12 protein-coding genes are annotated in these 14,713 nt (G+C 50.7%); 6 read left to right on the top strand and 6 right to left on the bottom strand.

Features of this window, described 5'->3' with window-relative positions:
* Positions 1–304: 304 nt before the first annotated feature.
* Positions 305–709: a hypothetical protein gene (locus CHB83_RS16335; protein ID WP_143437161.1), complete on the bottom strand. Its 405-nt coding sequence runs from the start codon at positions 707–709 to the stop codon at positions 305–307.
* A 445-nt stretch (positions 710–1,154) separates the two neighbouring features.
* On the opposite strand from CHB83_RS16335, the gene CHB83_RS16330 reads away from it, so the two are divergent.
* Positions 1,155–1,862: a LytR/AlgR family response regulator transcription factor gene (locus CHB83_RS16330; RefSeq protein ID WP_089333360.1), complete on the top strand. Its 708-nt coding sequence runs from the start codon at positions 1,155–1,157 to the stop codon at positions 1,860–1,862.
* A 28-nt stretch (positions 1,863–1,890) separates the two neighbouring features.
* Here CHB83_RS16330 and CHB83_RS16325 read toward each other — a convergent pair whose 3' ends face one another.
* From CHB83_RS16325 to CHB83_RS16310, 4 genes are all read right to left on the bottom strand, one after another.
* On the bottom strand, positions 1,891–4,215 hold the full coding sequence (locus CHB83_RS16325) for an ATP-binding protein (protein ID WP_089333359.1): 2,325 nt from the start codon (positions 4,213–4,215) through the stop codon (positions 1,891–1,893).
* A gap of 216 nt (positions 4,216–4,431) precedes the next feature.
* Positions 4,432–6,039: an Rne/Rng family ribonuclease gene (locus CHB83_RS16320; RefSeq protein ID WP_045690057.1), complete on the bottom strand. Its 1,608-nt coding sequence runs from the start codon at positions 6,037–6,039 to the stop codon at positions 4,432–4,434.
* 370 nt (positions 6,040–6,409) lie between these two features.
* On the bottom strand, positions 6,410–7,315 hold the full coding sequence (locus CHB83_RS16315) for a tetratricopeptide repeat protein (protein ID WP_045690056.1): 906 nt from the start codon (positions 7,313–7,315) through the stop codon (positions 6,410–6,412).
* A gap of 81 nt (positions 7,316–7,396) precedes the next feature.
* Positions 7,397–7,744, bottom strand: a complete 348-nt coding sequence (locus CHB83_RS16310) for an HU family DNA-binding protein (RefSeq protein ID WP_161806875.1) — start codon at positions 7,742–7,744, stop codon at positions 7,397–7,399.
* 155 nt (positions 7,745–7,899) lie between these two features.
* On the opposite strand from CHB83_RS16310, the gene mutY reads away from it, so the two are divergent.
* From mutY to recG, 4 genes are all read left to right on the top strand, one after another.
* Entirely contained in the window at positions 7,900–8,991 is a 1,092-nt protein-coding gene (gene mutY / locus CHB83_RS16305; RefSeq protein ID WP_089333371.1) for an A/G-specific adenine glycosylase, read from the top strand.
* Between the two features lie 96 nt (positions 8,992–9,087).
* On the top strand, positions 9,088–9,513 hold the full coding sequence (locus CHB83_RS16300) for a single-stranded DNA-binding protein (RefSeq protein ID WP_045688019.1): 426 nt from the start codon (positions 9,088–9,090) through the stop codon (positions 9,511–9,513).
* Positions 9,514–9,686: 173 nt separating this feature from the next.
* On the top strand, positions 9,687–10,283 hold the full coding sequence (gldD, locus tag CHB83_RS16295; protein ID WP_045688020.1) for a gliding motility lipoprotein GldD: 597 nt from the start codon (positions 9,687–9,689) through the stop codon (positions 10,281–10,283).
* A gap of 91 nt (positions 10,284–10,374) precedes the next feature.
* Complete coding sequence (gene recG, locus CHB83_RS16290; protein ID WP_089333358.1) at positions 10,375–12,474, top strand: ATP-dependent DNA helicase RecG; 2,100 nt, start codon at positions 10,375–10,377, stop codon at positions 12,472–12,474.
* Between the two features lie 122 nt (positions 12,475–12,596).
* Here the strand turns inward: recG and CHB83_RS16285 are convergent, their stop codons facing one another.
* Positions 12,597–12,836 carry a hypothetical protein gene (locus CHB83_RS16285; protein WP_045688021.1) on the bottom strand — a complete coding sequence of 80 codons (240 nt, stop codon included), beginning with the start codon at positions 12,834–12,836 and terminating at the stop codon, positions 12,597–12,599.
* A gap of 418 nt (positions 12,837–13,254) precedes the next feature.
* Here CHB83_RS16285 and CHB83_RS16280 point away from each other — a divergent pair, with 418 nt between their 5' ends.
* Positions 13,255–14,706, top strand: coding sequence for a hypothetical protein (locus CHB83_RS16280; protein WP_143437160.1), 1,452 nt, complete (start codon positions 13,255–13,257; stop codon positions 14,704–14,706).
* Positions 14,707–14,713 lie beyond the last annotated feature (7 nt).

Genomic DNA, 14,713 nt, shown 5'->3' with positions numbered 1-14,713 from the left:
ATGTCAGGGCCGAAGCCCCGCATTTAGGGATAGTTGGTGACCTCGTTTCCTTTTCTGGCTACCCTTCTACGAAAGGCACTGTAATCATACAAGGGTTGGTAAGGGCACAACTTCAGCACGTTTAATTCGAGGGCAACATGCTCAGGGTGTGTTCCTCTACCCCGGGTGCCACCATAATAGTTCTGGGGGCCGCAACGGACTGAGGCCGTCGAGTGAGATGGTAGGCGCCAGCAAAGCAAATTGTAGCCAACAGCAGAAACTGCAACAGGCCAAAGACTATTCGTATAGGCATGCAACAACCGTTTTAGTGCTTGGCCACTTGGTTTTCAAATGTAGAAGCGGGCCTTACTACCCAAGCGTAAGATGGCAGCCGCTGAAAGAGACTGTACTGCTCGGGATTTAGAACCTGAAGCATAATATCATCCAAGGGAAGTACCGTCAAGTCTGATGTATTCTGTAAAAGCAACTGCTGCATCTGCTCGTGAGCAATCCGCCGCACAGCCGCACGTTGCCAGTGAGTGAGGTGCAGGGCCTTAGTTAAATAGCCTGTCAGGCAGTGTGTTTGCGCATTAAGCAAAGCACTATAGCCTACGGGCTCAGGTAGCTCGTGGTCGGCTCCGATCAACTGACGATTATGATGTCGGGGCAACGCCTGGCTACTACCGCTTAGCATCAAGCCAGCTAGTAGCAAACAATAGGAGAACTTCATTTTGCGCAAGGTGTAGAGGAGCAGAAACAGTATCCGTAACAGGATATTGCAAACGTACTTGCCTTGCCCCCTACCCCCTAGCTATTTGGCCTAACAGCAAGTTTCTCTTTCTTAACCCACAGGTTTTCTGTCTAGTAGGCGGGTTACTCTACGTATTCACCGCATCGCGCTATCTCATAGTAGCACTTACCTCAAGAACGAATCAGTATCGCATGGCTCCTTGGCAGTTTCTTATGGTAGGATAAAAGATAATATATCGTTGACTTGTAGGTGAGCCACCGCTAGTTTACTTGGCATTTTGAGTATCTCGCCGAGTATTGTTGAGCTTTCCACATTTTAGAATTAGGTTCGTAAAGAATTGCCTGTAAACCTCCTTTCTGTCTCGATTCGGGAAACTAGGATGTCTATGTGCTTTCAGAGTTAGATCGTTTTGCGCACTAGTTTCATGTCCACACCCGCTGTTTGTATCATTGTTGATGACAATGAAATCAACCGTTTAACCCTAGAACATATGGTGGAACTAACTCCCGAGTTGGTGTTAGCCGCTTCCCTACCAGGAAGTCTAGAAACGCTGCAATACTTCCGCCAAGGCGGCCGTGCCGATATCTTATTACTTGATATTGAGATGCCTCATCTCTCCGGTCTGGAGTTGGCACGTCTGATTCCTTCAGAAGTAACGGTTATTGTAGTTACTACGCACCGAGAATTTGCAGTAGACGCTTTCGAGCTTCGCGCCGCCGACTACTTAGTAAAGCCAGTTGAATTTTCGCGTTTCACGCAGGCAATTAAGCGTGTGCTAGAGCAGCGCAGCGTAAAAGTAGCACCCCAACCAGAGCCCGTTAGCACCGAGTTATTTGTGAAGGTAGGCACCCGTATGGTGCGCCTCGATTTCAACGATGTCTACTACATCGAAGCACTATCGACGTACTCTATCATCGTTACAAAAGCTCAAAAGCACATTGTGTACCTTACGCTCAAAGCTATTACCGAGCGGTTGCCTTTTGCCCATTTCGTGCGCGTACACCGTAGCTACATCATCAATACCCAGCGTATTGATGCCATTGAAGACAATACGCTGAAGCTTGGCCCTTACGCAGTGCCAATTGGTAAATCATACCAAGAAGCCTTTTACCAAAGCTTACGTGAACTATAGGAGTTGGCTTTGCCTGTTGGCTAGAACTTTAGGATAGCTCCTGCGGCAGTTCCTGCAATGCCCGGTTCACTTGCGCTACCAGTCGCGCTACTGCTTCCGGCAAAGGTAGCTGCTCTGCTTCGGCCCCATTCGGTCCCTGTTCTAGCTGACGCACTGCGGCACTCACATTGTGTATACCAAGCGACTCCAGGCTTGGTTTGATGTGGTGCACTAGCTCCGCCACTCGCGGCCAGTCGTGAGTAGCCGCCGCAGCTTCTACCTTCGCAATACTGGTGGGCATATTATTTAGAAAAGAGCGAATAATCTTCCCCACGAACGCGTCGCGACCATGGGACAGCGCACGTAGCTTGGTAAGATCATAGCTGGGCTCAACGACGGAAACCGCCTGCTTGAGCAAGCGTTCTATCTGCTGATACAGCTCCGCCTCCTCAAATGGTTTAGTCAGGCACGCATTCATACCTGCTGCAAGGTAGCGCACATTATCAGCCCGAAACGCGTTAGCAGTAAGAGCCAAAATTGGCACATTGGCCCGCTTACGGTCGGGCAGCTGGCGAATAGCTGCCGTCGCTTCTAAACCACTCATCCCGGGCATCTGAATGTCCATTAGCACTACATCATAGTGATGCTGATTGAACAGGTCGAGACCCTGCTGTCCATTTTCTGCTTCGTCTACTACTACGCCCCACTCTTCTAGTAGCATGCGTGCTACATCCCGGTTGATTTCATTGTCTTCAACCAGTAGTACTCGGCGGCCCTGCAAAGCCCCGGTATCGAATGCGGGCGCTAGAGTCGAAGTGGGTACTGCGTGCGTGCGTGGGAGCGTGAGGGTAAATTGGAACGTGCTACCGCGTCCTACCTCACTTTCTACCGTTAGGGTGCCCCCTAGCTGCTCCACAATAGCGCGTGAAATGCTTAGCCCTAGTCCTGTACCCCCGAAGCGTCGGGTAGTATCAGAGTAGGCCTGAGTAAATCCTTCAAAGATGCGCGCCTGCTGATCCAGCGGAATACCCACTCCCGTATCGGTCACACTGAACTCCACCGTCAGCGTGTCCGTGCTGGTAGCAATCTGCTTACCGATTACTGTAATCCGACCGCCTGGCTCCGTGAACTTCACGGCGTTGGCCATCAGATTAATCAGAATTTGATTTATACGGTATGGGTCGCCCAGCACCCAGGGCAACGGGCAAGAATCACGGAGCGGCGTGCCTTCTACAGTCAGCCCCTTCTCAAGGGCTTGCATAACTAACGGCTGTAGCGCGGAACTTATCGAGTCGCAGAGGTTAAAAGCTGTTTGTTCGAATTCTAGCTTACCCGAAGTAATTTTGGCCATATCCAGCACGTCATTAATAATATTCAGTAGATGCTGGCCCGAGCTTCGGATAATGCGCAGGAACTCCTGCTGACGAGCGTCGAGGCGAGTTTTTCCTAGTTGCCCAGCCATACCCAGCACGCCATTCATGGGCGTGCGAATTTCATGACTCATATTGGCTAAGAAGTTTTCCCGGGCCTGCACCGCAGCCTCGGCCTCTAACCTAGCCTGCTGCATTTCCTGTTCGGCCAGAATGCGCGTGGTAATATTGGCTAGGTAGAGGTTAGCGTATCCTTCCTTTTCAATAGGTACTACGAAAGCCGTGTAGTACCCCGTGGCTACTGCCAAGTCCACTTGCTTGACCTCCTTAGCAGCCAAAGCATCCATTGCCAAGCGTTGCAGCTGCTGCAACAAATTCTCCTGCTCCGGACCCAACAAAGGCTCAGATAAAACAGTGGCGGCAGTGTTCCTATAAAGTACTTCCCCGGCTGTATCGAACCGAAAGATAGGATTAGGGTTCTGACCAGGAATGCTGGCAACGGCCCGAAGCTGTTCTGTAACGCTATAGTACTCAGTTATATCACGTAGTCGCACCAGCAATACTGCCGGAGTGCCGGGGTCTTGTATCGGGACAAAATCCCGCTCCAACACGCGTCCGTCCGCCAAGAAAATGGGTTCGTTAAAAGCAGCTTCTCCTTGGGCCCTGCATTCCTGCAGACGGTGCTCGAATGCAACTGGATCAGCGGCTAATGGCCTGGCAGCCGCACCTAGCTCCTGCCAAGACCGACCGTGCCAATAGACAGCCCGTGTTGGCAATTTCCATAGCAAGCAAAACTGCTCATTAAGCAACACGATAATACCTTTCTCATTTGTCAGCATCACCCCTTCTTGCAGGTGGTCTACCAGCTGACTTAGGCGTTGGCCTACTGTTTCACTCTGCGCATTGGCAAGGTGCAAGGCCTGTTCCAGATCTTGAATACGCTGCTGAGCTTGCGCTAATTCTGATGGCAGATCTGATAAGATAGTAGGAACAGGAAATTGCATGCGTGAGAGCTACCATAAAGACAGCCTCGAAAATACGTTTTCACTTACTAAAAGGTCAGACATCTGGCTAAATGGACCTTTCTACCCATTCAATGGGTGCTTTTAACGGCTAAAGCTGTGCTTAGTCACTGGCTGCTTGCATAAAAAAGCCCGGGCTACTACCTGTAGTCCGGGCCTCTCTTCTATCAGGAGGAGTTTTCTCGCAGAAAAAATCCGTCAGTCAGTTATTTCTATTTCCCGGTCCTGCAACCGGCTCATGGCCGCAGCGGCAGAGTGCAACTCGATTTCCTCGCCTTGCTCGTCCTCGATGCGGTATTCGGTTAAGCCCAGACTAGTGTCTTTCGTAACCTTCACCCACTTGTAATACTTTAGATACCACTTCATTTGCCGACTTACTAAGCCTTTAGTGTAGTAAGCATGTAAGAAGGGATGTACGTAAAGCGTAATGCCTGACTGATTTTGCGTAATCAGTAGGTCTTCAATGCTGTTGTCGATTTCGTCCGTCACAAGGATGGAAGCTGAAATCTTGCCCGTGCCACCGCAGGTGGGGCATACCTCGCCGGTGACAATGGCTTCGGCCGGCCGCACACGCTGCCGGGTAATCTGAAGCAAACCAAACTTGGTGATTGGCAGAATAGTATACCGGGCTTTGTCCAGCTTCATAATGCTGTGCACCGTATCTTCTACCTTCTTGCGGCTCTCGCCCGACTTCATATCGATGAAATCGACGACGATGATACCGCCCATGTCGCGCAGCCGAAGCTGGCGGGCTACTTCTTTGGCAGCCGCGAGGTTCACGTGCAGGGCTGTGGCCTCTTGGTCGCCTTCCTGATTGCTCTTGTTGCCTGAATTAACGTCGATAACGTGCAGGGCTTCTGTGTGCTCAATAACCAGATATCCGCCGCCGGGTACCGTTACGGTTTTACCAAACAGCGTTTTAAGCTGCTTTTCGATACCCAGATGCTCGAAGACCTTTACTTTGCCGGAATGTAGCTTCAGCAGGCCGAGCTTGTCGGGCGCAATCTGCTGCAGGTAATTCCGCATTTCTTCGTACATGGGCGTCGAATCTACCGTAATGGCATCAAACGACTCGTTGAGCATGTCACGCAACATGGAGCTAGTACGGCCCAACTCTCCAAGTATCTTGTCGTTTGGCTTGGCCTTACGCAGATTCTGGAAGAGTGTATCCCACTTATCCACCATGCTCTGCATATCCTTGTCAAGCTCCGCTACCTCACGCCCTTCGGCTACAGTTCGGATAATGACACCAAAGTTGTCGGGCTTGATGGAGGCAATGAGGCGCTTGAGCCGCTCCCGCTCCGTCTTGCTAACAATCTTCTTAGATACGCTGATGACATTAGAGAAAGGAACCAGTACCAAGTAACGGCCCGCCATGGAAATATCCGTTGATAGGCGCGGACCTTTGGTAGAAATAGGCTCCTTAATGATTTGAACCAGCAGTTGCTGGCCCTTCTTCAGGGTGCTGTCGATTTTACCGACTTTGTCGAGCGGCCCATCAAACTGGAATGTTTTTAGGGGCCCAACGGGAATTTTCTGCGATTGTACGCCTTTTACCCACTTCGTTAGCGAGGGGAAGCTCTCCCCCAAGTCGCCGTAGTGTAAAAAGGCATCTTTTTGATACCCAATGTCAATGAACGCGGCGTTCAGACCGGGCATAACTTTCTTGACCGTACCCAGGAAGATGTCACCAACCGAGTAGGCGGTGTCATTGCGGTCGAAATGGTATTCGATCAGCCGCTTGTCCTGTAGTAGGGCAATCCGTTCTCCGTCCTGAGTAGAATTAATGATTAATTCGTTACTCAATGGATTAAGCGGTTATAGTAGCCTCCCGTGAGAGCTGCCGCTGATGCTTTCCACCAGAAACCCGTAAAGGGAAGCCAGCGCATAATGCGCCAACTTCCCTTTTAAGCCGGGGGGAAAGCAAGTAGCTAGCCACTCTCAGAGATGCTAAGTGAGAGATACACGGGTCATAATCTCTGTACGAAATAACCCGCCAGCAAACCCCGGAAGGGCTTACTTCTTCTTGTGACGGTTCTTGCGCAGGCGCTTCTTCCGCTTGTGAGTGGCAATCTTATGACGCTTTCTCTTTTTACCGCAGGGCATGATGATGATGAGTTAGGTGGTTAAATGATTTTGATTTCTTTGTTTCGGCTGCAAGACAGCTCGTAACAGGCTATTGCAGCTTTTGCAGTTCCTCGTCTACCGAAGCAGCCAGAGCCGGGTCGGTGCTGAGCGTTTTGGCTTTCAGGAAAGCCTGACGAGCCTCTTCCTTAGCTCCGTTACGAGCTAACGAGACGCCAAGATAGAACTGTCCATTGACGTTTTCAGGATTGACTTTCATCAATTCCCGGAATCGTTCCACTGCTTTGTCGTTCTGATTGCTTTGAATAGCCAGTAAACCAAGGTTATACAAGGCTTTTTCATTGCGCGGATCGGTAGCCAAGACTTCGCGCAGGAGTTGAATTCCTTGCACAGGATTGGTGCTCGCCATAAATGCCATACCCAGATTAGTTTTGGCATCGAGGTTGTCGGGGTTATTCTTGAGAACTTTCCCGTACAACTCCTGGCACTTAGCACCTAGCAGCTTTTGCCGCTCCTCAGTAGCTGCGAAACTATACGCCTCGAAGTACTCATCGGCAGCGCGTTTCCACGCTTGCTCTCCAGGACGCACCAAGGCTACTTGCTCGTAGTAGTAGCCAGCGCTGTCAAACTTTTCAACTGCTTTGTACTTGGCAGCCAGTTCAGAAGCCAGCCGCAGCTTGGCAGTAATGTTCTGCTCAGCGTTGTACTTAGTCAGCAGGCCATTGATTTCGGTGCGCTGGGCAGCCGGCACAGTCATGTGGGGCTGCTCAGGAGTAGCACCTGTGTCATGGCCATGCTCGTCTAAGCCACTGGCGGCTGTGGAGGGGGCAGCGGCTCCGGCGTCGCGGTTTGCTGTGCTAGCAGCCGTTTGCAGGCTCCCTTTGTCACCTTTGGGCTTTACAATCACCTTCGGCAGCCAAAACAAGCCCACAACCAGCGCTACAGCTAGCGCTAGAACCAACAGTTGATGCTTCGAAGAAGAGGAAGTAGTCGCCATTAATAAGATGAAAAAGCAGGCCGCCGGATGTCCAACAGGTAGACACCCAGCGGCTCAGCCGGCAATAACGTAACCAAGAAATTAGGCGTTAGCCGTCTCCTTGATCTTTTTGCTGTTCTTGATCTTACCGATGAAGGTCTTCGACGGCTTGAAGCTCGGGATGAAGTGCTCGTCGATGATAATCGACGTATTTTTGGAGATGTTGCGGGCTACTTTCTTCGCGCGTTTTTTGTTTACGAACGAGCCAAAGCCACGCACGTAGATGTTGTTGCCGTCGGCCATAGAGTCCTTCACCACTTTGAAGAAGGCTTCTACGGTAGCCGAAACGTCTGCTTTTTCGATGCCGGTTTTGTCGGCAATTTCGGCGATTACTTCTGCTTTAGTCACGCTGGTATGTGTACTAAGGTGTGAAAAATGGGTGCTTGGCAAAACTTGCCGTCCCCAAAACGTAAGCACTTGCCCGGTAAGGGGTTGCTAACGTTTTGAGGGGCACAAAGGTAGTTGCCTTTTTTGGTTTTACAATAGATTTCACTGCAATCGGGTATGGTTACCTGGTTGCATCCAACTATTTCTTTCTCAAAGCCTTGAGCTCAACTTTTGTTTCATCTTCCAATCCTTGGTTTGGCGCAGCCCTACTGAACTGGTACCCTCGCCACCGTCGCGACCTGCCCTGGCGCCACACTCGTGACCCTTATGCCATTTGGCTGTCGGAGGTGATTTTGCAGCAGACTCGGGTGAAACAGGGCCTACCCTATTATCTCGATTTCATCACGACCTACCCCACTGTACACGATTTAGCAGCAGCACCCCAAGACGAAGTTCTACGCCATTGGCAAGGGTTAGGATATTACTCGCGGGCTCGCAACATGCACCATACTGCTCAGCAAGTGGTGCAGGAATACAGCGGACGGTTTCCGGGCACGTACGCCGAGCTGCTGAAGCTGCGGGGCGTGGGGCAATACACTGCCGCAGCAATTGCATCGTTTGCCTATGATGAGCAGGTAGCGGTACTCGATGGCAATGTATACCGAGTATTAGCCCGCGTGTTTGGCTTAGCCCAGGATATTGCAGCGCCCGCGAGCCGTAAGGTATTTCAGCAAGTAGCTGATACGCTTATTCCGGCTGATCAACCGGCAGAATTTAACCAAGCCATTATGGAGTTCGGGGCCATTCAATGCACCCCTGTGAAACCAGATTGCTTGTTTTGTCCTCTGCAAAGTCAATGCTATGCTTTTCAACACGGGCTGATTTCTGAATTGCCGGTGAAAAGCAAGGCAAAAGCGGGCCGCACCCGCTACTTCCACTACTTCGTGCTTCAGTACGAAGACACGTTGTACATGCGCAAACGGGGGCCTAAAGATATTTGGGAAGGGCTGTATGACTTTGCCTTGCATGAAGCCGACTCGGCTGATCTACCCGCACGCACGGTAGTTGACACAGTAGAAGCACTGGGCGGCCGCATAGATCTTGCTCAGGTAGAAGAGCCTGTTCAGAGCTTGCGGCACGTTCTAAGCCATCAAAAAGTAGAAGCTCGCTTTCATCCCGTGAAGTTGGAAGCACCACTTACTCCAAAGGCACTTGCTACTGCAGGTTTGCTACCGTACAAAGCCTCTGAAATAGAATCGTTGCCAAAGTCAATTCTTATTACCAATTATATTAGTAATATCGGCTTTTAATTAACTAAATAAGTTGGCAATTAACCACAGAATTCGTATCTTTAAACAAAGAAAAATAGTCCCTATTTAATTTTCAACATCTTCTTTTTCAACGGCATGGCAAGCGTAAACAAAGTTATTCTAATTGGCCACTTGGGCAAAGACCCCGAAGTGCGGCATCTGGAAGGCGGCAACGCAGTAGCTAACTTTACGATGGCTACAAATGAGTATTACAAGGACAAGCAGGGTAACCGCGTAGAGCGTACCGAGTGGCATACTATTGCAGCATGGCGCGGCTTGGCAGAACTAGCCGAAAAGCACTTACGCAAAGGCCAGCAGGTATACGTGGAAGGGCGCATCCGGACCCGGCAGTACCAAGACAAGGACAACCAGACCCGCTACGTTACAGAAATCGTAGCCGAGGAAATCTCCTTGTTGGGAGTTCGAACCACAGGCGAAAGCCCAGCCCCCGAACAGCCTGCTGCCCCCGAAGCTCCTGCTACATTCCGGCAAGAACCCGAGCTAGACCGGCTACCCTTCTAAGCTTTTTCACAGCACTACTTAAAGCCCTGACAACTGCTCAGGGCTTTTTGCTTCCTACAATAGGTCAAGCCAGGTAGTTTGGGGAAACAGTCTTGCTGGCTTACAAATGCCAGGGGAAACTAGGGCCGGTTCCTGACGCGTTGTAGCTACCTTTACTTTCTCATTCGTCTTGTATGGCTGTTTTCCGTTTTTTGAGCACCTGGGGTACGGCATTGACTAGCGTGGCCCTCTTGGTCGGCTGCAATGAAGCACCCGACTACACGCCCAAACCTAAGGGGTTCAATCGTATTGATCTTCCGCCCCACCGATACCAACAATTGGCTCCTGGGCACCCATACACGTTCCAGTACTCCCGCTTCGCCAAGATTTTGCGTGATTCTTCCTACTTGGCGCAGCCGCATTGGATTAATGTGTATTATCCTCAGCTGCACGCCAGCGTCCAGATCACCTACTCCGATTTGCGCCAAAGCCGGCAGTTAAGCAACAAGCTTCTTGAAGACGCCCGCAAACTCACCAGCAAACATCAAATCAAAGCTACGGCTATTGACGAGAGTGTACTGAAGACCCCAAACGGAATGCGGGTGTCCGTTTTTGAGTTGCAGGGCGATGTACCTAGCCAGTTTCAATTCTATACTACCGATAGCACCAAGCACTTCTTCCGCGGGGCCCTGTATTTCCGCACAGCCACGGCAAACGACTCGCTGGCTCCGGTTATCGACTACGTGAAGAAAGATATTGTACAGCTCCTGAACACGCTGAAATACCAGTAGACTAGACCGATACACCCCGCGTAGCACAAGCCTGTTGTGGCATGCTTGTGGGAGTTTTGTTATCGGCTCCTAGTTCACTGCTCATGGAACTATGAGTAATTTCTTTCAAACCAAACTAGAGTACCTGCGTGGCGTAGGCTTGCAGCGGGCCCAGCTGCTGCAGAAAGAATTGGGCCTGTTTACGTACGGCGACCTAATTCAGCGCTACCCTTTTCGCTACCTCGACCGTACGCAGTTTTACAACGTCTGCGACCTGCATGACGACCTGCCCTTTGTGCAGATAAAGGGCATTTTACGCAACCGGGAAGTGGTGGGCGAAGGCCCCAAGAAGCGCATGGTGGCCAAAGTGGCTGATGCCAGCGGCGAGCTAGAGCTAGTGTGGTTTAAAGGGGTAAATTACCTGGAGAAAATCATTAAAAACCATCAGGAGTATATTGTCTTCGGGAAACCGACCATGTTTAATGGGCGACCCCAAATGGCTCATCCTGAACTAGAAGAAGTGACCGAAGCAAAGGCTGGCCAAAGCTACTTGCAGCCGGTATACAACACCTCTGAGAAGCTCAAGAACTACCATCGCATAGACAGCAAGGCTATTGCCCGCATGGTAGCCGATCTGCTGAAGATTGCCTTACCGCAAGTACACGAAACTCTATCGGAGGACTTGGTGCGTCAGTACGGCTTGATGGATAAAGCCACGGCCATTCAGCAGATACACTTCCCGCAGAGTACGGAACTGCTCCAAACGGCTCGGTTCCGACTCAAGTTTGAGGAACTGTTCTATGTACAGCTAAAGCTGTTGCGTCAACGAGACCAGCGCAAGGTGGAGCTAGCAGGGCAAGTATTTAAGGAGGTGCCTACTCTAGTGCACTTCTATAAGAACGTGATGCCCTTCGACCTCACGGGAGCCCAAAAGCGCGTTATTCACGATATCTACAAGGATTTTTGCTCGGGCAAGCAAATGAACCGCTTGCTGCAAGGCGATGTAGGCTCAGGCAAAACTATTGTTGCCTTCATTAGCATGCTGATGGCGGCCGACAACGGGGCCCAGAGTTGTTTAATGGCTCCCACTGAGATTCTAGCGGATCAGCACTATGTGGGCTTAAAACAGTTTGCAGACCTACTAGGCCTCAAGATTGGTAAGCTCACCGGCAGTACCCGCACCGCCGAGCGGCGCGTACTACACGAGCAGCTGCGTTCCGGCGAGATGCACATGCTCGTAGGCACGCATGCCCTGCTAGAAGATGTGGTGCAGTTTCGGAATTTGGGCCTTACCATCATGGATGAGCAGCACCGCTTTGGGGTAGCCCAGCGCTCTAAATTGTGGCAGAAGAACCCGCATGTGATACCCCACGTACTCGTCATGACGGCTACGCCTATTCCTCGCACTTTGGCCATGACGCTCTACGGTGACTTGGACGTATCTGTAATTGACGAGCTACCTGCTGGCCGCAAACCCATCGTAACGGTGCATCGCTATGATGCCAACCGGCTCAAGGTATTTCAGTTTCTGCGTGATCAAATCAACTTGGGTCGGCAGGTATACATCGTGTACCCCCTGATTGAGGAAAGCGAAGCCATGGCGGACTACAAAGACCTCATGGATGGCTACGAGAGTATTGCGCGCGCTTTCCCCGAGTTCCAGATCAGCATTGTGCACGGGCGCATGACGGCGGGAGAGAAAGATGCCGAAATGCAGCGCTTCGTGAAGCAAGAAACCCAGATCATGGTAGCTACCACTGTTATTGAGGTGGGGGTGAACGTGCCCAATGCTTCCGTTATGGTTATTGAAAGCACCGAACGGTTTGGCCTATCCCAGTTGCACCAGCTCCGCGGCCGAGTAGGACGGGGCGCCGAGCAGAGTTATTGTATCCTGATGAGCGGCTACAAGCTCAGCAAAGACTCGCGCACGCGCATTGAAACCATGGTGCGTACCAACAATGGATTTGAAATTGCCGATATCGATTTGAAGTTACGGGGCCCCGGCGACCTTATGGGTACCCAACAAAGCGGCGTACTGGATTTGCTGATTGCCGACTTGGCAAAAGACGGCCGTATTCTTTCCGAGAGTAGAGCCGCCGCCCAAGCCCTCCTCACCGACGATCCTGGCCTTCACAAGCCAAACAACCAGCCTATCCGTCGGCATATTGAAAGCTTGCCCGCCACGGCCGTCAATTGGAGCCGCATTAGCTGACCAAGAGCGAGGCATTTGCTTCTCATAGAAACGGGTCAGCGAGAGTCTACTGGTAGACTCTCGCTGACCCGTTTCTATGGGGTAGAGCACAAAAAAGGCGACTTAAGAGTCGCCTACCGAAGCTATTCGTAACTAACGTGCTCGTTGGTTACTGGTGCTGTTGTTTGCCAGAAATAGCTACCACCACCAGAAACTTCACTTTTTGCTGCTAACCGAGAGTTGAGCATCGAAGCACTACGAATAGGGGCTTGCAATCCAATCCGTGAAGCTTTGGCAGTAGTAACAGTAAAGCTTTGCTGCTTGGCAACCTTGCCCAAAATAACTAGCGAGAAAAGCAGAAAAAACTTGAGTAAAGACTTCATAGTGTGCAGTACCGTTTTGAAGGCTGGTCTGGCTTATCAATTTTTAGGCCAAACTAATCATGAGAAGAAATATGCTTTAGCCATAGTAAGAAGCTAGGGCTAACCAATGCAGATGCCTCCAGAGTGGCTCTCTACGATGCGTGAAAATGATCTATTGAAGAATATTCATATTTTTTAGGACTACAATCGAAAGACCTCGTCCCAAAAAAGGAACGTTGCGTCTCGCTTGTCATCACAAAGTTTGTCGCTTTTTACGTTAAAATCAGCCTCTTTAGCGTTAAGTAAGCGTGAAGAAACAGTGCTTAACTAGCAACTTGCTAGGGAAGCGCGGGTTGTACGGAGAACAACAGAAGTTGGATACCTTTGGAGAGTACATTTTTCAGTCTTTTTATTCTTGGCTTCTTAACTGCCTTTGCCTGTGCGTTTTTCTTATATTTTGGCAACTAGCCTACTCGCTGCCAGCCTTCAACTGGCTTCAGGAGATTTGATAGCTCAGAAAGTAAAGTCGGCTTCCTTTAGCTACCTCCCGGAAAAATCCGATGACCGGTATAATCAGCGCGTACCTAGCAAGACCCTCATTTTGCCTGGTGGGGGCTTTGTTATTTTAGCTCACAAGGCAGCCGGAGAATATACGATTGAGCGGTACGACGCGGATTTGAAGCGACTATGGTCGGCAGCCGTACCCCTCACTTCCGATCAGGCGGTTGATGGATTTGCTCGTTCTGCGGAGCAGGCGGTAGTGGTTGTCTACCAAAAGGAAGGATCTGTCCAAACCCTCTCCGCCCATACTATCTCTCTTGCTAATGGACAAAAGTCGGGTAGTAAGAAACTGATTGAAACAGGCAGCCGCGACCGGCGGCCAGGTGTATCATTTTCCTCGGACGGCACCAAGCTAGTTGCTTGGCGCTACCTGACCCGCGAAGCGCAAATCAAAGCTATCAGCGCAACCGTGTTTGATGAGAAGCTACAGAAGCTAAAAGACCGCACCTACGACTTTCATGACCAAGGCGGTTTCTTCTCTACCACGGTGCACGTGGGCAATGATGGCACCCAGTACGTAACGTTGGTGGGTGATGAGATGAAGAAACTTACCGTGCGGCGCTACCACAACGACTCCCCCGACATCAAGGTAATGTCGGTGTCAGTGGGCGGTACATTCGGTGGCAAGGTGGTCAACGTATTTGACTCCCGCTTTGCCTTACAGCCCGATAACACGCTATATGCCGCCGCCATTTGCAATGAACGTGAAAGTGGTTTGTACCACAGCCTAAAAGTTATAAAGTTTGACTTTAGCGGCGAGAGCGAAATGAAATTTGCGCCCGAGGTAAAATTTGCGCCCGAGTACTTAGCACTAGTAAATAAGGCCAGCGGTGCTACTGCCAAACGACTCGAGGATGTGTACCTAACCGACTTATTCCTGACCGAAGAGAAGCAACTCGTTGTGCTGGCAGAAAAGAAATTCGAGGAAGGAGGCGACGACTCCCCGGGCCATACCCGCGAACTACATGTGTTCGGATATAACGAGTTTCTTACCCCCAGTTGGCAGCGTATTGTGGCGAAAGACCAAGTAGCGCCCGCCGCCGAAGGATTTAGTAGTATAGGCTACCGGGCCGCTATGTTTGGATCCGAACTCCAGCTTGTAACCTGGGAGAAAATCAAAGGAAAATCTGACCTCTACCTACGCCGGCTCAACGGACAGAACGGTGCCGTGCAAGAGCCAAAAAGTCTGGGACTGAATGTAGCAGCCGACCAGAACCCATCCTATGTGAAGGATTTTACCGGATGGCTAGATGCTAAAACTATTGTAGGCGTGAGCCGCCCTAGCAAAAAATCTTCGGCCCTAATGCTAAATAAAATTGTGGTGAAGTAGCCCAATT

It is taken from the genome of Hymenobacter mucosus (assembly GCF_900188255.1).
Classification (GTDB): domain Bacteria; phylum Bacteroidota; class Bacteroidia; order Cytophagales; family Hymenobacteraceae; genus Hymenobacter; species Hymenobacter mucosus.
Note: the sequence above shows the minus strand (reverse complement) of the source record. Positions and strands in the feature narration are given on the sequence as shown.

Coding starts and splice junctions, on each gene's coding strand:
- CHB83_RS16330 (WP_089333360.1), top strand. CDS start 1,155: ATGTCCACACCCGCTGTTTGTATCATTGTTGATGACAATGAAATCAAC.
- CHB83_RS16335 (WP_143437161.1), bottom strand. CDS start 709: ATGAAGTTCTCCTATTGTTTGCTACTAGCTGGCTTGATGCTAAGCGGT.
- recG (WP_089333358.1), top strand. CDS start 10,375: ATGAGTAATTTCTTTCAAACCAAACTAGAGTACCTGCGTGGCGTAGGC.
- CHB83_RS16315 (WP_045690056.1), bottom strand. CDS start 7,315: ATGGCGACTACTTCCTCTTCTTCGAAGCATCAACTGTTGGTTCTAGCG.
- CHB83_RS16300 (WP_045688019.1), top strand. CDS start 9,088: ATGGCAAGCGTAAACAAAGTTATTCTAATTGGCCACTTGGGCAAAGAC.
- gldD (WP_045688020.1), top strand. CDS start 9,687: ATGGCTGTTTTCCGTTTTTTGAGCACCTGGGGTACGGCATTGACTAGC.
- CHB83_RS16325 (WP_089333359.1), bottom strand. CDS start 4,215: ATGCAATTTCCTGTTCCTACTATCTTATCAGATCTGCCATCAGAATTA.
- CHB83_RS16285 (WP_045688021.1), bottom strand. CDS start 12,836: ATGAAGTCTTTACTCAAGTTTTTTCTGCTTTTCTCGCTAGTTATTTTG.